This is a genomic window from Klebsiella sp. 2019SCSN059 (assembly GCF_021739525.1).
In the GTDB taxonomy this organism is placed as follows: Bacteria; Pseudomonadota; Gammaproteobacteria; order Enterobacterales; family Enterobacteriaceae; genus Klebsiella; species Klebsiella quasipneumoniae.
On the sequence record NZ_JAKKOM010000001.1, the window covers coordinates 88,577 to 108,467 of the forward strand.

Below are 19,891 nucleotides of genomic sequence, written 5' to 3' on the forward strand. Positions count from 1 at the left end.
ATGAATATTACAGAAAAGTTACAATGGGAAGACAGTATTACACTCCTGACCCGTCAGCAGAGAGTTGAAGGCGGTCAGGATGGCGCGGCAAATATTCAGGCAAAAGAGCTGGCGAATCGCACCGCATGGCTGAAGTCGCAGCTTGAATCAATACCGGATTATAAGGAGTACACCTTTTACCCAACGGAGGACGATCCTGACGGAACAATTTCAGGTCTGACGGGAACACCTGCGGGTAAATTATTTCGTGTGGCAATGCAGGATTCCGGCAATGCGAAAGTGATTTTTAATTATTATCTTAACGATGATGGGGTGGCGCGATTCATCAATGACATGATGAACGCCAGAGGGATTAATGATTTATTTACTGCACTGGCAGTCACTTTGCAGCAGCTTTATATTTCACAACAAGTTCAGGTATCAGCCATTAGCGATACGGCGCAAGGAATTGGCGAAAATAACGAGACCTTCCTTGGTGCCATCTCTGCGCTGCAAGTATGGTATCAGCGATTATATTTATCGCAACAAAGCCAACTGTCGGCGGCGGGTGATATTGCACAGGCAGTAGAAATCAATGAACGGGCATTACAGCAATTTTATGTGGCGCAGCAACTGCACACCGCATTACTGAGCGAGGTTGATAGCCAGTTAGCTTATCTTGGCCCCGACAATCAGCTTTCGCGGTTACTGATCACGCAACAGATGGCCGTCGCCCTGGCCGCACTGGAAGGCTTTGATCCGGCAGACTCCGCCACGGCATCGCCGCCACTGCTGGATAAGCATTTTGTTTTTGGTGAGCCGGCAGGGATTATTCGAATCTCCGTTAATTCGCCAAATGGTGTACCGCCAAATAAGGCGGCGGGACAATACCCGACGACAGCGCGCATTGATGTCGACGGAAAGGTGATCTCGTTCTACAGCACCTTTGAAGTGCAGGGAGACACGTCGGCGACGTTCCCGAAAAAAAATCTCAATATTACCTTCAGCTCAACCGCTGACCGTGATGAGGATATGGATTTAAAAATCGGCGACATTATTCCACACGATGAGTGGACGTTTAAATCAAACTGGATTGATAACACTCACGCCCGGCAGTATGCATCATTCCTGCTGTGGTCGCAGATGATGGATTCCCGTCGTGGCTGGCCGAAACGGGATATCGATAATTGCTACGTGGGAAAAGTCGGGCCTGATGGGTTCCCTACCGGCGCCCGCGCTCATCCGATCGGCTATCCGGCGGTACTGTACGTCAATGATGCGTTTTACGGCATTGGCACTCTGGCCGTCGGTAAGAAAAAGGAAAATTATAATATCCCTAAAAACGACCCATTGAAGATACATATTTCGATGGATGCCAACACGGCATGGGTGGATATTAAAAAATTATCCACCGATGCCATGAAGGCGCAATACAGTTTTAAAGCACCAAAGACGCAGACCGCAGCCACGCAGGCTGCATTAGAGGCATGGGATGCTTTTGCATCATCAGGACAGGCTGATTTCACTGCAAACATCGCCACTAAACTCGATAAAAATAACGCCATTGATTTTTATCTGTTGCTGGCCGTCATTGGCGCGACTGATTTATGGGCGAATGACAATACCAAAAACGTGCAGTTTATTACGTGGGATGGTGTTAAGTGGTTTTTTATGCCCTATGACCTCGATACAACATATGGCCTGAAGTTTGAAGGGACGACAATCAGTTACCTGCCTGACACTGTGCCGGGGACTGACAGAAGCGCAAATTTATTCTGGATGAAAGTCAGAAATGCTTATGGTAATTCCGTGAATCAGCGCTATGCGGATTTACGCAATCAGGGGATTTTCTCACCGGATAATTTGTATTTTCTGCTGAAACAGTTTCAGAGCAAATACTCACCGGATTTAGTTAAAGCAGACGTGGCGAAATGGCCCACGCAACCATCATTAAACGTCACCAGCATTGACCAGATCCTGACGTGGTTTAAAGCCCGACTGGCATATCTGGATACCTATTTTACTTATACCCAACAATAACGAGGGCTAACTATGTCAACCATCATCATTAAAGACACGCTGCGCCAGTCCGTCGAGGCGGCATCGGGTGGAGCGCAAACGGTACTTTACACGGCAAAAGGTCAGCCCAGCTTTGTGAATATTATTCCCAAAGTCACTCTGGACTCTTTGGGGATGGGCGCAGGTACGCACCCGGCGTTTATTGTGGACGGAAAAGAAATCCCGCAGCTCTTTATCGGGACCTACCAGGGCGTGATTAAAAATGGCGAGTTCCTGTCCCTGCCATTTGCCACCCCGACGTTCAGCAACCCGGATAACTATATCTACTACAACACGGCGAAAGCGTGCGGTCCGGGCTGGCACGCCATCACGGCGGCAGAATGGGGATTGCTGGCGATTCAGGCGTTTCGTGCAGGGACGCAACCGCTCGGTAACACCAACTGGGGTTTCTCCTCAGATGACCCGTCAGAGTTCGGTCAGCGTGTGGATGGCCGTCAGCCAGGGGATAAAAATAACACCACGGGTGTGACGTATACCGGTTCCGGTCCGGTGGACTGGCGACACGACCGCACGTTTTCGGGGATTTCTGACCTCTGCGGCAACATTGCTGAATACACCTATGGCGTGCGTATGATGGCCGGTGAATTACAATTCCTGGCAAACAATGATGCAGCGCTGTATGCATCCAATATTTCTCCATCATCACCGGCATGGAAAGCGATGGACGCATTAACCGGCGAGCTGATTACCCCGACGTTTACGGGAACGGTTGAGGGTGGGGATTACGTCGCCACCACGCCGACCAGCGTGCGTTTTGCCCTGAGTGCCAGCAACGTGCCGTACTCCATTACGGTATCGGGTACCATGTATGCCCCGTTTGGCTCCATTTCGACGAACAGTGCTAAACCAGTCGCGGAAGCTGCCCTGCAAAAGCTGAAGGCCCTGGCATTGTATCCATTTGGTAGCGACAGTTCGGCATTTAAGGGCGATTGCGTGTGGTCAACGGGGATTAATGCGAATCGTGCACTGCTGAGTCGTAGCGGACACAATGCGCTCGGCGCATCAGCCGGTATTTTTGCTATGGAATATGGCCGTGATGGTGGCGGTTATATCGCCGGTTCTCGCCCGGTTTATTACAAGCCCCTGATCTAAGTAGGTGAGCATGGCCGAATATATAACCACCCTGACAGAATACGGTGCGGCCAGGATGGCACAGGCTGCACTGACCGGTGTTGCGGTTGATTTTGCAGAAATGGCGGTAGGGGATGGCGGCGGCTCGGTGCCGGTGCCAGACCCGACCAGCGCGCAACTGGTCAATGAAGTATATCGTGCCCGCCTGAATCGCGTGGTTGTCGCTGATACTGCTGCAAATATCATTCGTACAGAAATGATTATGCTGCCGCAGGTCGGCGGGTTCTGGCTGCGGGAAGCGGCCCTCTATGATGAGGCCGGGCATTGCCTGGCGGTGGCGAGCCTGCCGCCGTCATACAAACCGCTGCTGTCCGAAGGCAGCGGGCGGCTGCATTCGGTTAATCTGTGGATTGCTGTCAGTAACACCGCCAGCGTCGAGTTAAAGGCCGATCCCTCCGTCATCCTGGCAACCGCCGGTGAAGTGCAGGCGGCAAAAGATGAGGCGAAAGATTACACGGATAGTGAGCTAATCGTGCTGAGTAAAGATATTCAGGAGGCGATTGCCGCTGCGGTAGAAAAGGCTGTGAGTGATGCCTGGGAACTCGACAACCCCGTCGGCACCACGCGCTTTTTCAGCCAGAACCTGAATCCTAATGAGCGGTGGCCATGGTCGGAATGGATATACACCGGCGAAAATAAAACGATCCGCGTCGGCAAGGCGGACGGCTCGGACGTCGGCACGACCGGCGGCAGCGATAACGTCACACTCCAGCGGGACAACCTGCCCGCTGTGCAGATTGATGTGAGCGGTGAAACCAGCGAGCAGATAGAGCAAAAACTGACAACCACGAAAAACGGTAAACACAATCATGGTGGTGTGGCCGGTAAAGATGACCCGTGGGAAATTGGCGGTAATGTGCGGCAGCTCTTTAACCCTAAAGAGCTGGGCGTTACAGATGATGCCGGAGAGCACGATCACGAAGTCACGATCCCACCGCATAAACACTCGGCCAACGGCAAAACAGCCAACCTCGGTGAAGGGAAATCATTCAGCGTGGTGGAGGCCCACACCCTGCTGATGTGCTGGGCGCGGGTGGCGTAGTATCGAGTACCGTCAAAAGTAGCAGTGCTGCAGGTCGTCAGAAGTGACTGTGCGGTACCACCATAGTCGGAAATGGCGATGTTTGCCGGTAGTGAAAGCCCCTCAGGTGAGGGGCTTTTTGTGGGTTAAAACAGACTATTGAGGGAGTTTGAAACCGAGTTAACGGCTTTGGTCGCACTGGTTTTGAGATCATCCAGCACATCGCTGACTGACGACGATTGCAGCTTCTCGCGAAAATCCGCATCCGCCCGGCTCAGACTGATAGTGAACTCAATCTTTTTGGGATTGCCGTAGCGATCAAACTCCGTTTTTCCTCGCTCCAGCCGCGTCATAACGTACATCCCGTAAATCTGCCCATCACCTTCAATCAGCGGCCAGGGGCGACCGGCAAAGCCGATTGTCTCCAGCGCCGACAGCGACCACCGCCCGCCGGTGATTTCTGGATAGAGCACACCGTCAAGCGTGATCGTGTCGTCACCGGGCCCGATGTACTGCCAACCCGCCGACTGATTGACCCGGTCATTCTTAACGTGACGCCACTCCTGCGAGTGGCGCAGCTGCTGATACGGGACAGTGCGCAGCGTAAAAACAAACATCCCGAATACCATCATCATAAAACCTCCTTACTCCCGATCGCGGAATGAACCACGGTTAGTTTTGCGGGTGTTGGCCATCAGATCGCGCACGGCGTTGCGCACCATTTTTTCAAGCTCCTGATCCGAGCGTTTACCGACGTCGTTAAAGACCAGTTGGAAGAACGGCGCCGCACCCGACGCGGCAGCGACCGGCGCGGAAGTCGCCCCTTGCGTCGCCGTTGGTACCGACAGCACACCGCCGGCCGCAGCCGCAGATACGCGCGGCACCGGTTGCGGAATAACCCGCGCCTCCTGATACGCACCACGCAGCGCCAAAGCACGCGGCAGATTTTTAAAGACAATATCCCCGGGGCCGACTTTCTTCGTGTTGTTGGCCGTTGCTTTGGTATTCGTGTCGATGTTTTTCAGGTGGCCCTGAACGCCGGTAATGACCGGCGGCTTACCGCCACTAACTGGTTTGGATACCGTCGCCTGACCCAGGGGTAGTTGATGCCCGGCCAGCGCTGTCGCAGAGGCTTCAAGTTCCCGCTGTGCCTTGTCAGCCTGCTGCCTGGCCCTGTCTATCCCTTCAGGAATAAGATCCAGCTTTTCAAGCAGCCAGCCCACGCCATTCATTAACTGCTGTAGCGGCCACAGCAGGAAACTGAGCGCAGAACTCATCACCCGCCCGAAAATCTCCCCGGCGGTAGCGCATTTATCCAGCGTATCCTTGCTGGCCTGCATCGGAGACAGCAAGTCTTTGAACCATCCCCACACTGCTTTAATGGCATCACCCAAGGAGGAGAATACTGGCGCCATCGCTGAGAATGCATTCCTGAGCGGGGTTAATCCCTCCCATATCCCGCGAAGGAAACCACCAAAGAATGCTTTAATGGGCTCCCAGAATTTCCAGATAATCAGCCCTGCAGCGATAAACCCCAGCGCAATCACTCCGGGGATGCCGAGTAGTGTTGCAAGAATGACGCGCAGGCCGGAAAGAACCAGGTTGAGCCTGGCGATACTGGAGGTCGTAGTGATCGAAGACAGGCCGATGTTTTGAATAGCTAGCCTTAGCTTTGCAAAGGGGCCAACGTAGAAACTGACAGCGAGACTCGCTATGCCTACCGCTCCAGTCAGGGCCACAAGCGCGGCAGTGACAAGCACCAGAGTCTGTGTAAGCTCCGGGTTTTCACTCACCCACGCCCGCAGGTTGTTGAGGAAGGCCGTCAGCGTCTGCGTGATTGTCCGAAGGCTGGCATCCATCCCCGTCAGCACCTCCGTGCGCAGCCCGTCAAATGCCCCGCCCAGCTTGCTGATATCACCAGGCAGGTTATCGCGCAGGGTATCTCCCAGCCTGTCGGCGCTTCCCCTGGTATCACCGAGGCGATTAGAAACGTTCGCCAACGCCGAAAGAAACGCCGGGATCTGGTCTATAGACAGGTCTTCAATCGGGGTACCAAAAAGCGAAATCGCGGCATTAGCCCGCGTCGCCGGATCCTGAATGGACAGCAGCCCTTTCGCGGTCTTCTCCATCGCCTTGCGCGCACTTTCGCCACCCGTGGCTATCGCCGATGACATGGCCGCCGCGTCAAGACCGATCGCCTTGTAGGCGCTGACGCTGTTTTTTGACATGTCAGAGCCACGAATGCTGAATTCCTTGATGGCATCCCCGGTTTTATCCAGCGCGAACTTACCCTGCTGAGCCATATTGACCAGCAGCGACATAGCTTCCGCCCCGGTAAAGCCCATATTGCGGAAGTGAGTAGAATACTCATGAAGTATTTCCGGCATCTCGCCGCGCATCTGCGTGGAAACGCGCTGCATGCCCGACGTGATAAGGTCGAATGCCTCATCACTGCTGCGGGCCAGCCCGTTTTTCATCATGATCGCCGCCATCTGGATATGCTCCGTCATATCCCCACCCAGCGCAGTTTGCAGATCCAGTGCCTTGCGGGAAATGCGCGTGAGTTCCTCGTCACCCACCGCACCGAGCGCACCGAGCGTACTGCGAACACCCGCCACCGCCTCAGAGATACGGGCTAAATCGCGACTGACGCCAGCGGCGTTAATGTCCTGAATGATGCGGGAGTAGCGACCGCCAGATGCTGCGCCCTCGCCATTCTGAGCGGCAATAACGGAGGCGTGCTCCTGAGTCTGAATTTGTGGCGCCATCAGCCGCGAACCCAGATAGAACCCCCCGGCACTGGCCGCCGTCATCGCCAGCCCGGCACCGCGCATCCTGCCGGCGATCTCTTTCGCGCGGTCATACTGCATGCGCGCTTGTGTGGCAGCGGCGAGCTGGCGGCGTTCGCGCTCAAGGGTCTGGTTATATTGCTCGGTTCGGCGAATGGCGCTGGCAATGGTCTGACTGCCGCCTGCAAGGGATACGCCGTGACGACGGAGCGCCTCGGAGGCTCCCCGGAGACTCTCGGTCTCTTTATCACGTCGGACTTTGAGGCGATCCAGTTTTGCCGCGAGATCGGTCATCTGCTGACGTTGCTTGTCCGTCAGCGTCGCACCTGACCGCTGCGCCAGTTTCAGTCCTTCCAGCGTGCGGGTGGTGTCGTCTATAGTGCGGGAGGTTTTTTTAACGCTGTCGCGCAGACGGTTGAAGGCGGCAGACTGTCGCTCAACCTCTTTGATTGAGCCCTGCGTTTGCTTAAGGGAGTCCGAAAGGCCGCCAATAGCTTTACTGGCGGCACTGACCGGACGGGTGAGCTTATCAATGGCGCTGAACGCAACGCGAATACTAAGATCCATCGTCGTCATCCTCCTGTTCATGGTTACCGCTTCTGATGGCCGCCTTCTCGCGCCAGGCCATCAGCTCGCGCAGCTCCATGCCGTACATCTCGGAGGGCGGCCAGTGAAAAATAACTGCAATGTCGGCGATCAAATCGTCGACGTCAGAAAATACCGCCTCTCTTATTCGCTCCCCGTCTCCGCCGAGTTCGGTGCGGACGGCGCCGGTTTCGTCAAAAAAGGCGTAATCTCTTCACAGAGCGCGGTGAAGTCACCGGTTGCCATAGTGCCAACATCAGAGGTGGTCAGCGACGGTGTGGTGACGCGCGTCAGCAGCGTAGAGACCGCGTCGAAATCGAAGTTCAGCACATCAACCAGACGCAGGCCGCGCAGGGATCCGGCCTGTTTGATATTGTCGTTGATGGTGATAGTAGTAATTTCCTGATCGCCGCGCTTAATCGGCTTACTGAGAATAACGGACATAGCATTTTCTCCGGGCGGCCAGCAGACCGCCTTAAAGGTGAGTAAAAAGGGTTATCAGCTGCCGAGGCCCAGCGCCGACATAATGCGGTCCGGGTAGAGATTCTCCCCGTTGCGCTTGTAGATAAAGTTCAGCAGGTCGATTTCAAGCAGCGCCTTATCGTCCACTGACAGCTTGTAGTAGGTGTTTTTGATGGCGTAGGTGTGATTGGTATCATCGCCCTGTTTCGCATCACCTGGATCGATTTCGGTGATACGTCCGCGCATCTCAACTTCCAGTAACGAGCTGGTACCGCCGCTGTAAAACTCGCCGACAAAGCGCAGGCGCATTTCGTCGATATCGCCGCCATATTTCAGGATCAGCTCTTCGACCACGCCGCCGACAATCATCGACGCATCCAGCGCGCCGGAATCCAGCCCCAGATCGACGGCCACCGAACCGAGCATACCGCCGCCCTGGTAATCCTCGGTTTTACGGGTCACTTTTGGCAGCGTCACGCTGGGGACTTTGCCGATATAGTTCTCGCCGTCCACAAAGACGGTGAACAGCCGGAGTTTTTTAGGAATAGCCACTATTCACCTCCCAGCGATGCAAAAGCGGATTCGTAATACTGATCGGTGAACGTCTGGATCATTGTTAGATCTTCCAGCGGCGGCACCGGGCTGTAGTTGTAGCGCACGATGGCTTTACCCTGCCGCAGACCAACGGTTGGGTTATCGACGATATCAAACCAGCACGCTGCGCCAATCAGCTTGCCGGCGGTAACCAGCGCCTGAAGTTTGGCGTTAATACCGCTCACCACGTCTTTCACGTTCGCAGGCGTCAGCGGGGTATCTACGGTAGTGAACTGCGCTTCCGCGATACTGTCTGCCAGAATCTGCGCGGTTCGCGTGTACACCTCGAAAATGAATTCCTCGGTCTCGGTGGTGCGGTTGCCCCAGAAGCGGAAGCCGTCGCGCTTAATCAGCGTGGTGATCTCGTTGGCGTTCAGCTCGTTGGCGTCAGAGTCTTCCGCCTGCAACGCCCAGAACACGTCCTTCGCAATCCCCAGCACGTTTTTGACCGGCACGTTAGACAGTGATTTATGCCAGCCCTGCTCGTTGTCGATAAGCGCCCGCAGACCCAGCGCATAAGCCACGGCCGGGAATTCTTCATTCGCACCGGTCAGCGGGTTATAGGCGATGAAGTTCGGCCAGATCAGCATTCCTTCACGTTCCGCAAACGTTTCTCGGTAGGCTTTGGCTTCAGCAATAGTGTCGCAGCCGTGGCAGTAGCTGTATGAGAACGCTCGCAACTGCTTTGCGATAACCCGCAGTTGCGCGGTCACTTCGGCAGTGTCGTAATCAGGCACGCCGAGAATGCGTGGCCGGTATCCGGTTTTTTGCTCCGCCGTCAGAAAAGCAAACATGCCGGTATAGCTGCCGTCTGCCTGCGTGCCGCCGATAATCAACTGCGACTGAGTGGGCTTGTTTTCACCCGCTTCAGCTTTTGCCACACGCACAACGATCACGCGGGTGCTGACTTGATCGGAAATAGCTTTCAGCGATTTGTAAAGCGAACCGGTTTTACCCGCCTTGCCGAGCACGCTGATAACCCGCGTCACAAGCACCGGAGTGTTAAGTGGAAAGGTGACAGGGTCGGCGTCTTCAGCTACCGCAACCAGACCAATGACCGTTGAATCAATGTCATTGATCGCGGTCTGGAGGTCTGTATTTTCCTTGACGCGCGCCCCGTGAAAAAAGTTGTCGGTCATACTCTACCGCCATCATGTTGAGTGAGTTCGCGGTCATCATCGCCGGACTGGCTGGCCGCTGTCGTGCCATCAGGGTTGTGACCGGTCTGTCACAACAAAAAGCCATCGCCAGTATCGCGCGCGCATGAAACTATCAACGGCGGGGGAATGCATATGGCACTGACGACAGACACTATTGACAAAGCAAAAGCGCTACTGGACGAAGGGGCACAGCGATTCCAGGACTATCAGTCAGAGCTTTCGCGCGTGCCGGCGTTCAGTATCCTGATGGGCGGCAAAGCACTGACGCAGCTGGACCCACGCATTATTTCGCTGGAGCTGACCGACAACCGCGGATTTGAGGCCGACGAGCTGACCATTGCTATCGACGACAGCGACGGATTGATCGAACTGCCGCCGCGTGGTGCTGAGCTGTCGGTGTCGCTGGGGTGGCAGGGTGAACCGCTGGTTTACAAAGGGGTTTACACCGTTGATGAGGTCGCCCATTCGGGGCCGCCGGACAGACTGGAGATCACCGCCCGCAGCGCGGATTTTCGGGATGAGTTCAACGTCAAGCGCGAGGTGTCATGGCATGACGTGACGGTTGAGCGCATCGTGTCAGCCATCGCCAGGCGTTACAAACTGACGCCGGTGATTTCCGGGCAGCTGATGAGCGCCGAGATTGATCACGCCGACCAGACCCAGGAAAGCGATATGTCATTTCTGACGAGGATGGCCGACCTGCTGGGGGCCATTGCCACCATCAAAAACGGTAGCCTTCTGTTTATCCTGCCGGGTGGCGGCGTCAGCGCGAACGGCAAAGCCCTGCCGCAGTTTGCGATCACCCGTTCCAGTGGCGACCGGCATTCGTTCCGCATTGCCGACCGTGACGCTTACACCGGCGTGCAGGCGTACTGGCTGGATCTGGAGTTCGGCAAAAAGAAAAAGGTCACCGTTAAAGCCCGCAAGAAGAAGACCGAGAAGAAGCTGCGCAGCAGCGCAAGGGAAGGGGATTACATCGCCGGTGAAGACGGTAATGTTTTTGTGCTGCGGACAACCTATAGCAGCGAAACCGCCGCCCAGCGTGCCGCTGCGGCAAAGTGGCAGCAGCTCAAGCGAGGCGCTGCCGAATTTAATATGACGCTGGCCTATGGCCGAGCTGATCTGTACCCGGAGATGCACGGCACGGTATCGGGATTCAAGACGGATATGAATAATCAGGACTGGATAATTGCGAAGGCCACGCACACGATCGACGACGGCGGATTTAAAACGCAGCTGGAGCTTGAAGCGAAAATACCTGAATGGATTGCGGAAACCGAGTCATAGCAGCCATAATAACGGTGAGTTCAACTCCCGCCCGGGAGGCCATCATGTTCAAGTGCCCTATTTGCGGTGCCGTTGCCAAAACGCGCACCAGTCGTCCGTTAAGTAATACCACCGTCCGGCATTATCACCAGTGCCAGAACTTTGAATGCAGCATTACTTTCACCACCCTGAACAGCGTTGAAAAGCTGGTAACAAAGCGCGGGCCGCAAGAAAAATTATCACCAGGATTCATCCCATCAGACGCATTTCCTGCCTCGCATTACGGCCGGGATCAGCTCAACCTTGCTCTGTAGCGATAAGGAGAAGATATGCAGGTTTTCTTTTGTGCGGGGAATTCAGCAAAAAACCGCCGCTCACTTGCCAAAGGTTTTTTCTGGTTGGCAATCAAGATGCTGAGAGGTGGGAGTGTGAGTATTGAAGTCAAAGACCACGAAGGCTCCAGGGAAAGTATTTTGCAGGGCGGAGTTGGCGTCGTTGTCCTGGTTGATAATGGGGAAACGGTGTCCGTAAGGGAATAGGCGGATAACCATCACAAGCCATTAAAAAGCCTCGCATATGCGAGGCTTTTATTTTTATGTGGTCTTTATGTGGATCGTATAAATAAAAATTATATAAATATCATATAATTACTCTTTCTTATGAGGCGGATCACTCCGCCTCGTCTTCCGCGACCCGGACCCCTACCTTCAGCACGTGATCGTTCTCTTTTTCCGCTACTGTCCACACCATCCCGGCGAACTCCACCTGGTCGCCCACCACCGGCGCGGCGCCCAGCAGCTGCTGAACCACTTCCCCCAGCGACTGCTGATGTTCGCGGAACTCCTCTCCGCCGTCGATGCCGTAGATTTGCGCCACATCGGCGAAGCGGGCCTCGGCATCAAGGATAAAGTCGCCGAAAAAGCGCTGATCGAGCGCCACCGGCGGCGACTGGCTGAACATTTTGCCCAGCGCAGGCAGGTCGTGTTCCCGGCCAATGACGCACAGGATATCGCCTTCCCGCAGGCGGGTGCTGCCGGTGGGGTGCAGCAGGACATTGTTGCGAAACAGCGCGGCAATCCGCGTCTCCGGCGGCATATGCAGGTCGCGCAGCGCCGCGCCGATGCACCATTTATCGGCCCCCAGCTGGTAGACAAACTGCTCCCACGGGTTTTCCGGGTGAATATCCAGCCCGACGCGGGAGATGGGCCAGCTGACGGGCGGCACCACCACTTTGGCTTTTTTCGCCGCCCACGATAGCGAGGTGCCCTGCAGCAGCAGCGACACCAGCACCACGAAGAAGGCGACATTGAAGAACAGGCGGGCGTTGTCCAGGCCGGCCATCATCGGGAACACCGCGAGAATAATCGGCACCGCGCCGCGCAGGCCAACCCAGCTGATAAACACCCGTTCACGGAGGTTAAACCCGCGGAACGGCAGCAGACCGGCAAACACCGACAGCGGACGGGCAATGAAAATCATCCACATCGACAGCAGCAGCGCCGGGATAGCGATCGGCAGCAGGTCGGAGGGCGTCACCAGCAGGCCCAGCACCAGGAACATGGCGATTTGCGCCAGCCACGCCAGACCGTCGAAGTTCTGCAGGATACCGTGCCGGTTGCGGATCGGCCGGTTGCCCAACAAAAAGCCGCAGAGATAGACGGCGAGGATACCGCTGCCGTCGAGGGTGGTGGTGACGGCGAAAATCATGATCCCGCCGCTCAGCGCCAGCAGCGGATAGAGCCCGGCGGGCAGCACGATGCGGTTGATCATCTGCAGCAGCAGGTAGCCGCCGCCGAGGCCGATGGCGATCCCGAGGCCAAACTGTTGAATGATATGCACGGCGAACATCCAGCTGAGGCCGGTCTGGTGCTGCTGGATCATTTCGATCAGGGTGATGGTCAGGAATACCGCCATCGGGTCGTTACTGCCTGACTCTATTTCCAGCGTCGAGCCGACGCGCTCGTTGAGCCCCTTGCCGCCGAGCAGCGAGAAGACCGCCGCGGCGTCGGTGGAGCCGACAATGGCGCCGATCAGCAGGCCTTCGATCATATCCAGTTTGAACAGCCAGGCCGCCATCATCCCGGTGAGCGCCGAAGTGATCAGCACCCCGACCGTCGCCAGCGACAGCGCCGGCCACAGCGCGACGCGAAAGGAGCTGGCCTGGGTGCGCATCCCGCCGTCCAGCAGGATCACCGCCAGCGCCAGGTTACTCACCATGTAGGCGAAGGGGTAGTTGTCGAAGGGGATGCCGCCGATGCCGTCAATGCCTGCCAGCATCCCGATAGCCAGAAAGATGACCAGAATCGGGATGCCAAGGCGAGAAGAAAAGGAGCTCAATAAGATACTGCAGGTTACTAAAACAGAACCCAGAATAAACAGACTAATGACCGCAGCGGCGTCCAATGTTCACGTACTCCCTGACTGGCGTGAAAAAATGGCTAAAAGTGACACTATTTTAACAATTCGCAGGGGATCCGCCTATGCGTCTGACAAATTTATTCTGCCAGCACCGGGTGGCCGCTGATTGTCAGGGTGGTGGCCGCCGCCTGATTCACCAGCCGCGCGCGCGCCCCCAGCGGCAGGGTCACCGTGCGCTGCTCGTGACCAAACTCCAGTCCGCTAATCATCGGTACAGAGAGCTGCTGGCGCAGGTAATCAAAGACCTGCGGCAGGTCGTATCCCGCGTCATAGTCGTTCGGCGTGCCGCCGGTGAAGCTGCCGAAGATCACCGCCTTCTGCGCCGCCAGTACGCCGCTGTGCAACAGCTGAAGCAGCATGCGTTCGACGCGGAACGGGTGCTCATTGATATCCTCCACCACCAGGATGCCGTCGCGGATCGCCGGCAGCCACGGGGTGCCGATAAGCGAGGTCAGCATCGCCAGATTCCCGCCCCACAGGGTGCCTTCCACCCGGCAGTTCGGCCCTTCGCCCGGCCATTCGAGGGTGAATTCCGGCTGGCGCAGCGCCTGCCAGAAATGGTGTTCGGTAAACGGATCGAGGGTCTCCGCGCCGAAGTTGCCCGCGAGCATCGGCCCGCTGAAGGTGACGACATTGCCCAGGGCCAGCAGGCCCGACTGGATGGCGGTGAAATCGCTGTGGCCGCAAATCAGCAGCGGGTCGCGCTGCTGGCGGGCAATCAGCCCCTGCCAGTCGATATGCGGCAGCAGACGACTGGCGCCGTAGCCGCCGCGCACCGCGAGAACGATCCGGTTGCGCCCGGGCAGCTGGGCAAGCTGGTTAATATCGGCCAGCCGTTCATGTTCAGTCCCGGCGAAACGCTGCAGCCGGCGGGGAATGACCTGCTGGTGGGCCACCTCGTGTCCGGCCTGCTGCAGACGCTCGACGCCGCGGGCCGCCGCTTGCTGGTTGATGCAATAACCGGATGGCGCGACCAGATAAAACTGAGACATGATAATTCCTTGCTATGAATGAAAGGGTTATGATGCCGCCTGGAATGGCGATTGTCATCTCCAGGTGGCTAACTTCAATCCGCACCCGTCATCCATCAGGCTGTCGGCGGGCGGGGGTCGTACCGCTGCCGTCGTTCTGCAGCATGATGGCGTTTGGGTAGATAAGGATAGATGTGTGAAATTGAGATGGTTGCTTATTTTAGTCGTTTTTCTGGCCGGTTGTAGTTCGAAACATGATTACACCAATCCGCCGTGGAACCCCGAGGTCCCGGTGAAGCGGGCGATGCAGTGGATGCCGATCAGTGAAAAAGCCGGCGCTGCCTGGGGCGTGGATCCGCAGCTGATTACGGCGATTATCGCCATCGAGTCGGGCGGTAACCCTGCGGTAGTGAGTAAATCCGGCGCCGTCGGGCTGATGCAGCTTAAGCCGTCGACCTCCGGACGCGATGTCTATCGGCGGATGGGCTGGCGCGGCGAGCCGTCGGTCAGTGAGCTGAAAAACCCGGAACGGAATATCTCGATGGGGGCCGCCTATCTGAGCATTCTGGAAAACGGCCCGCTGGCGGGGATCAAAGACCCGCAGGTGATGCGCTATGCGGTGGTGGTCTCCTACGCCAACGGCGCGGGCGCGCTGTTGCGCACCTTCTCGTCAAGCCGGCAGGACGCCATCGACGAGATTAACGATCTCGACGCCGATGAGTTCTTCGAGCATGTGGTGAAAAAACACCCGGCTCCGCAGGCGCCGCGCTATATCTGGAAGCTGCAGAAAGCGCTGGATGCCATGTAATCCCTCGTTTGGCCTCCGGGAGTCTCCCGGAGGCCACGTCCTCAGAAATCGTAGCCGACGGTAGCCATCACGCTGCGCTCTGCTCCCCAGTAGCAGTTGCCGGTGCCGTAGCAGCCGGAAACGTATTCACGATTGCCGATATTGTTGGCGTTAACCTGCACATAAGCGCCTTTCAGCCCCGGCGACCAGACGCCGAGGTCGGCCCGCATCATGGCATCCATCAACGTCACCGACGGCAGCCGCGCGGTGTTGGCATCATCCGCCCACTGTTTGCCGATGTAGCGGACGCCGGCGCCCACCGAGATCCCCGCCGGGAACTGATAGCGCGCCCAGAAGGAGGCCATCTGATCCGGGGTCAGCTGCGGCGTGTTGTTGTCGGTACCGTCCTTAGTGTCCTGGAAGCGCAGACGATTCCAGGTATACGAGGCGATAGTGCTCAGCTGCGGCGTGATCTGATGGTGCGCTTCCAGTTCGACGCCCTGGGAATGCACTTTCCCCGCAGGAATATAGGTGGCGGTGGCGATGTTCGGGTCGCGGGTGGCGACATCCTTTTGCGTCAGGTCGTAAATCGCGATGCTGTAGAGGTCGCTGCTGCCCGGCGGCTGGAACTTCAGGCCGGCTTCAAACTGTTCGGCGGTGGTCGGTTTCAATGGTTTGCCATCCGCGCCGGGCAGCATCGCCGGGGTAATCGCCTGACTGTAGCTCAGATAGGGTGAAAGCCCGTTGTCCAGAGCGTACAACAGCGAGGCGCGGCCGCTGATATGATCGTCTGAACGGCGGTTCGAGGTGCCCTGGGTGTCGCTGACCTGCTGGGAAACGATGCGGTCATAGCGGGCGGAAACATCCATATGCCAGCGGTCCCAGACCATCTCATCCTGCAGATACAGCCCGGTCTGGTAGTAGCGGCGATTATTGTCATCGCTGTAGGTCACGGTATGCCCGGTCTGGGCGGTATAGCCGGTAAACGGGTTAAGCGGCGCCGCGCCGCCGGCGCCGGTCCACAGATCGTTGCGGAAGCGATGATATTCGGCGCCGAGGATCAGGGTATGCGCCAGATCGCCAGTGTTGAAATCGGCGCGCAGGCGGTTATCGGTTGACCAGCCGTCCAGCGAACCGCGCGAGCCGCTGTAGCCGCGGGCCAGCCTATCGCTGTCATCTATCCAGCCGACCTGGTAGACCTGATCGAGGGAGACGTTGGTGTGGGTGTAGCTCCCGGCGGAATAGACCGACCAGACGTCGGTGAACTGGTGGTCAAACTCATAGCTGTAGATCTGCTGACGGCGCTGATAGCCATCTCCCGGATCGCCCTCGTTGGTGCTGGTGGAGAGCTTACGGCCATTGTGCGCGAAGCGGGTGCCGTCCAGCGGCAAAGAGCCATGATAGCCGCCGGAAGGATCTTTTTGCAGATAGGCGCGCAGCAGCAGCGAGGTGTCGCTGTCCGGCTGCCACAGCAGGGAAGGCGAAATGGCGTAGCGCTCTTCGCGGGTATGGTCATACTGCGTGTCGCTGCTGCGGGTCATACCGATCAGCCGCCATGCCCACTGCTCATTGATGGCGTCGGTGTAATCGAAGGCCGCGCCTTTGGTATTTTGCGTTCCGCCAGTCAGGCGGACGTGGCCCTGCTGACTGAACTGCGGGCGCTTGGAGGTCAGGTTGACCACCCCGCCCGGCACGCTTTGCCCGTAGAGCGCGGAGGAAGGGCCGCGGATCACATCGACGCGTTCGATAAACCATGGGTCGATCTGCACAACGTTATGGCTGCCGCCGTCGCTCATCAGGCGCATGCCGTCGAGGAACAGGTTATCGACGTCGCCGCCGTGGTAGCCGCGCAGGGAGATGGCGTCAAACCGGGTGGCGCCGCCGCCGAAGCTGGAGTAGACCCCTGGGGTATATTCCAGCGCCTGGCTGATGGTATTCGCCCCCTGATCCGCCATCTGCTGGCGGGTGACAACCGACACCGACTGGGCGGTGGTGATTAACGGCTGGTCGGTTTTCGTCGCCCCGAGCGAGGTGCTGGCGCTATAGCCTTCAGTCGGCGCGCTGGCAGACACCGGCGGGCTGGCCGTCACCACTACCGTCTCTTCGGCCTGCGCGGTGAAGGGAAGTGCGACCGCGAGGGCGTACAGTAGCCCCGGGCGTTTTCGAGAAATAGCCACGTTCATAAGATCATCCTGAACCAGCGCGGTCTGGTACTCCTGTACGCCGCCGCGGGAAAAACGAATCTGTCATTATTCGTTAAAAAGTAATGCGAATTATTATTGTTTGTATTTGTGCAATCAAGCGAAAAGGTGACCTGTTCAGCGCGAGGGGGTGGAGAGGTGTTTCCCGCGAGCCGCGGAATGGGCCTGCGCGGGAGGGTCGTGACCAGGGAGACCGCTTCACCCCTACCGATTTTGGTAGGGGGAAGCGGAACAGCGTCAGGAGCCGGTCTTTTGCGGTGCCGCAGGGGCGGGGTCGTTAGCGGCGGGTTTGTCCTGTAGTGAAGGCGTTGTCGCCGGACGGGTGGCGGGCAGCGCATCGCAGGGTTTCTCCTGCGGGCAGATCAGGTCCAGCATCTTAAGGGTGACGCCGTTGGTCCAGCCAAAGCCGTCCTGCAGTGGATATTCCCCACCGCCGCCGCCGGTGCCGGTCGAACTCACATCATACTTCTCCACCAGCTTTTGTTTGCTGTCATAGGTATGCTGCACGTTGGTCAGGAAACGCCAGCTGACCTCCATGGCGATCTTCTGCTGGCCATAGTTTTGCAGCCCCTCGACGGCCACCCACTGCAGCGGCGCCCAGCCGTTGGGGGCGTCCCACTGCTGGCCGCTGTTGACGGTGGTGGTGGTCAGCCCGCCGGGTTTGAGCAGCCGCGACTCGGCGGCGGCCGCCACTTTCGTCGCCCGCTCGCGTGACGCGGCATTGACGTACAGCGGGAACAGCGCCGCGGCGGTCAACTGATTGCGCACCTTGTGGCTTTTCAGATCGTAATCGGCGTACCACCCCTCTTTTTCATTCCACAGGTATTTCTCGATAGCCTGCTGGCGGGTGTTGGCCAGCGCATCGTACCGCGTAGCGCCAGCGCTGTCCCCCGCAGCTTTACTGGCGCGGGCGAGGGTTTTCTCCAGATGGAACATCAGGGCATTGAGATCGACCGGGACAATTGAGGTGGTGCGAATGGTGGCGAGCTGCTGCGGATTGTCCATCCAGCGGGAGCTGAAATCCCAGCCGGAAGCGGCGGCGGAGCGCAGGTCGCGATAGATCTCGGTGGCCGGACGATTCGGGTTGCTTTTGGCGGTTTTGACGTCGTCAAGCCAGGACTCGGGGCGCGGGGTGTCGTTATCGTCCCAGTAGCGGTTGAGCAGCGCGCCATCGGCCATCCGCACCGCCCGTTTGTCGGCGCTGCCGGGAGCCAGCGCGTCCGCCCCGGCCATCCAGTAGCGATACTCTTTCTCCAGCTGCGGCTGGTAGGTTTTCAGCACCTGGTCGCCATCGTGCGTCGCCAGCAGGCTTACCATAAAGGAGAAGAAGGGGGGCTGCGAACGGCTGAGGTAATAGGTGCGGTTACCGTTGGGGATATGGCCCCAGGTGTCAATTTCCGCGGCGAAGTTGGCGACCATATCTTCGACTTTATCCCAGTGACCGCTTTCGGCAAGACCCAGCATGGTGAAATAGCTGTCCCAGTAATAGACTTCGCGAAAGCGTCCTCCGGGGACCACGTAGGGCTTAGGCAGCGGCAGCAGCGAGTCCCACTTTTCCACCTCGACGGTGCTGCGGGTCAGGACCGGCCACAGGCCGTCGATATGCTGACGCAGGGTTTGCCCTTTGGGCGGCACATAGGTGTCGTTCTCTTTCGGCAGCGTGAAGTTCAGCTCGACGAAGTGGCGCAGGTCGAAGCTGGCCTGGTTTTTTTGCATCCGGTAATCGGCAAGGATCATCAGCGGATCGCTGTTAGGGATCGCGTCGGCGAAGGTTTTTTGATCGGCAAAGAGCTTCGCGCTCTGGACATCATTGAACAACGGGCCCAGCAGAATATCCGGCGAGGGTGGCGGCGCGGTTTTGCCGTCTTCCGCCTGGACATTCAGGCTCATCAGGGCGAGCAGGGCGCCGCCGATCGCCAGGCGCAGGGAACAGGGCAAAGCAGCGGGACGATGTGCATCAGTACTCGTCATGGGGAGTTCTCCTTATCATTATCGACTGCGGGCCACGACGTTTGGCCATCCAAAAACCTTAGACGAATATCTGCCGCTGCGCGTGTCAGGGGTAACATTTTGCGCGAAAACAGAGGATTTACCTGCCTGGTTTTCTGCTACAACCGCCGGCAAAGCGATTAGTCTTACCGGCAAGCCAACGCGCCCGGGCCACTGGCCACGGCGCGCTGGAGGCGAATACCAGCGGATCGAGAAGGGTTGTGAGGCCCGGCCTGCGGCACACTGGCTGACGGCGCTGACGTCCACCATGGCGCAAAAATCGTCGCCCTGCCTCACGACGGTGCAACCGCAGCCGGGCGCAGGCGGCCATTGTGGCGATTTTTTGCACAATCAGACGGCGGGTCAGAACCGATTTGCACAACGCCGCGGCGGCGGATGACCTGGCATAATTAATGCTTATCTCTTACCGGGATTACCACAAAGTGAGTACAACCGGAG

At 57.7% G+C, this 19,891-nt stretch carries 18 protein-coding genes; 8 read left to right on the plus strand and 10 right to left on the minus strand.

Annotated features, from left to right (window positions below):
* The 3 genes from L2I46_RS00515 to L2I46_RS00525 are packed head-to-tail and all read left to right on the plus strand — an operon-like array spanning position 1 to position 4,231.
* Positions 1-2,019 (plus strand): CotH kinase family protein, encoded by a 2,019-nt coding sequence (locus L2I46_RS00515; protein WP_236947456.1) that lies wholly within the window; start codon positions 1-3, stop codon positions 2,017-2,019.
* 12 nt (positions 2,020-2,031) lie between these two features.
* Positions 2,032-3,150, plus strand: a complete 1,119-nt coding sequence (locus L2I46_RS00520; protein ID WP_236947457.1) for a hypothetical protein — start codon at positions 2,032-2,034, stop codon at positions 3,148-3,150.
* Between the two features lie 10 nt (positions 3,151-3,160).
* The gene (locus tag L2I46_RS00525; protein WP_236947458.1) at positions 3,161-4,231 is read left to right on the plus strand and encodes a phage tail protein; all 1,071 of its coding nucleotides are present in this window, start codon (positions 3,161-3,163) and stop codon (positions 4,229-4,231) included.
* 125 nt (positions 4,232-4,356) lie between these two features.
* On the opposite strand, the gene L2I46_RS00530 is transcribed toward L2I46_RS00525, so the two are convergent.
* From L2I46_RS00530 to L2I46_RS00555, 6 genes are read right to left on the minus strand one after another with little or no spacing between them, the layout of a single operon-like run.
* Entirely contained in the window at positions 4,357-4,845 is a 489-nt protein-coding gene (locus L2I46_RS00530) for a phage tail protein (RefSeq protein ID WP_032442276.1), read from the minus strand.
* 9 nt (positions 4,846-4,854) lie between these two features.
* Positions 4,855-7,566, minus strand: a complete 2,712-nt coding sequence (locus tag L2I46_RS00535) for a phage tail tape measure protein (protein ID WP_236947459.1) — start codon at positions 7,564-7,566, stop codon at positions 4,855-4,857.
* On the minus strand, positions 7,556-7,696 hold the full coding sequence (locus tag L2I46_RS00540; RefSeq protein WP_032415160.1) for a GpE family phage tail protein: 141 nt from the start codon (positions 7,694-7,696) through the stop codon (positions 7,556-7,558). Before L2I46_RS00540 ends, L2I46_RS00535 begins: the two co-directional genes overlap by 11 nt.
* Positions 7,697-7,728: 32 nt before the next feature.
* The gene (locus L2I46_RS00545; protein ID WP_137915893.1) at positions 7,729-8,028 is read right to left on the minus strand and encodes a phage tail assembly protein; all 300 of its coding nucleotides are present in this window, start codon (positions 8,026-8,028) and stop codon (positions 7,729-7,731) included.
* Positions 8,029-8,082: 54 nt separating this feature from the next.
* Positions 8,083-8,598 carry a phage major tail tube protein gene (locus L2I46_RS00550; protein WP_137915894.1) on the minus strand — a complete coding sequence of 172 codons (516 nt, stop codon included), beginning with the start codon at positions 8,596-8,598 and terminating at the stop codon, positions 8,083-8,085.
* Entirely contained in the window at positions 8,598-9,779 is a 1,182-nt protein-coding gene (locus L2I46_RS00555; protein WP_137915895.1) for a phage tail sheath subtilisin-like domain-containing protein, read from the minus strand. Before L2I46_RS00555 ends, L2I46_RS00550 begins: the two co-directional genes overlap by 1 nt.
* Before the next feature lie 153 nt (positions 9,780-9,932).
* Here L2I46_RS00555 and L2I46_RS00560 point away from each other — a divergent pair, with 153 nt between their 5' ends.
* Genes L2I46_RS00560 through L2I46_RS00570 form a run of 3 tightly spaced genes read left to right on the plus strand, consistent with a single transcriptional unit; the run spans position 9,933 to position 11,605 of the window.
* Positions 9,933-11,087: a phage late control D family protein gene (locus L2I46_RS00560; protein ID WP_236947460.1), complete on the plus strand. Its 1,155-nt coding sequence runs from the start codon at positions 9,933-9,935 to the stop codon at positions 11,085-11,087.
* A 44-nt stretch (positions 11,088-11,131) separates the two neighbouring features.
* The gene (locus tag L2I46_RS00565) at positions 11,132-11,380 is read left to right on the plus strand and encodes an ogr/Delta-like zinc finger family protein (protein WP_087796135.1); all 249 of its coding nucleotides are present in this window, start codon (positions 11,132-11,134) and stop codon (positions 11,378-11,380) included.
* Between the two features lie 15 nt (positions 11,381-11,395).
* On the plus strand, positions 11,396-11,605 hold the full coding sequence (locus L2I46_RS00570; RefSeq protein WP_160326470.1) for a hypothetical protein: 210 nt from the start codon (positions 11,396-11,398) through the stop codon (positions 11,603-11,605).
* Between the two features lie 130 nt (positions 11,606-11,735).
* On the opposite strand, the gene L2I46_RS00575 is transcribed toward L2I46_RS00570, so the two are convergent.
* Both L2I46_RS00575 and ldcA read right to left on the minus strand, forming a co-directional pair.
* Positions 11,736-13,469, minus strand: coding sequence for a potassium/proton antiporter (locus tag L2I46_RS00575; RefSeq protein WP_049013408.1), 1,734 nt, complete (start codon positions 13,467-13,469; stop codon positions 11,736-11,738).
* A gap of 92 nt (positions 13,470-13,561) precedes the next feature.
* A complete protein-coding gene (ldcA, locus tag L2I46_RS00580; protein WP_044523947.1) occupies positions 13,562-14,476 on the minus strand; it encodes a muramoyltetrapeptide carboxypeptidase in 915 nt (304 codons plus the stop codon).
* Positions 14,477-14,651: 175 nt separating this feature from the next.
* Between ldcA and emtA the strand changes: the two genes are divergently transcribed.
* Positions 14,652-15,263 (plus strand): membrane-bound lytic murein transglycosylase EmtA, encoded by a 612-nt coding sequence (gene emtA / locus L2I46_RS00585; RefSeq protein WP_032453347.1) that lies wholly within the window; start codon positions 14,652-14,654, stop codon positions 15,261-15,263.
* A gap of 41 nt (positions 15,264-15,304) precedes the next feature.
* Here the strand turns inward: emtA and L2I46_RS00590 are convergent, their stop codons facing one another.
* Together L2I46_RS00590 and L2I46_RS00595 are read right to left on the minus strand one after the other, a co-directional pair.
* Complete coding sequence (locus tag L2I46_RS00590) at positions 15,305-17,425, minus strand: TonB-dependent siderophore receptor (protein WP_102002717.1); 2,121 nt, start codon at positions 17,423-17,425, stop codon at positions 15,305-15,307.
* 255 nt (positions 17,426-17,680) lie between these two features.
* Complete coding sequence (locus L2I46_RS00595; RefSeq protein WP_023290200.1) at positions 17,681-19,414, minus strand: alpha,alpha-trehalase; 1,734 nt, start codon at positions 19,412-19,414, stop codon at positions 17,681-17,683.
* Between L2I46_RS00595 and L2I46_RS00600 the strand changes: the two genes are divergently transcribed.
* Positions 19,413-19,832 (plus strand): hypothetical protein, encoded by a 420-nt coding sequence (locus tag L2I46_RS00600; protein ID WP_236947528.1) that lies wholly within the window; start codon positions 19,413-19,415, stop codon positions 19,830-19,832. The genes L2I46_RS00595 and L2I46_RS00600 overlap by 2 nt on opposite strands.
* Positions 19,833-19,891: the final 59 nt, after the last annotated feature.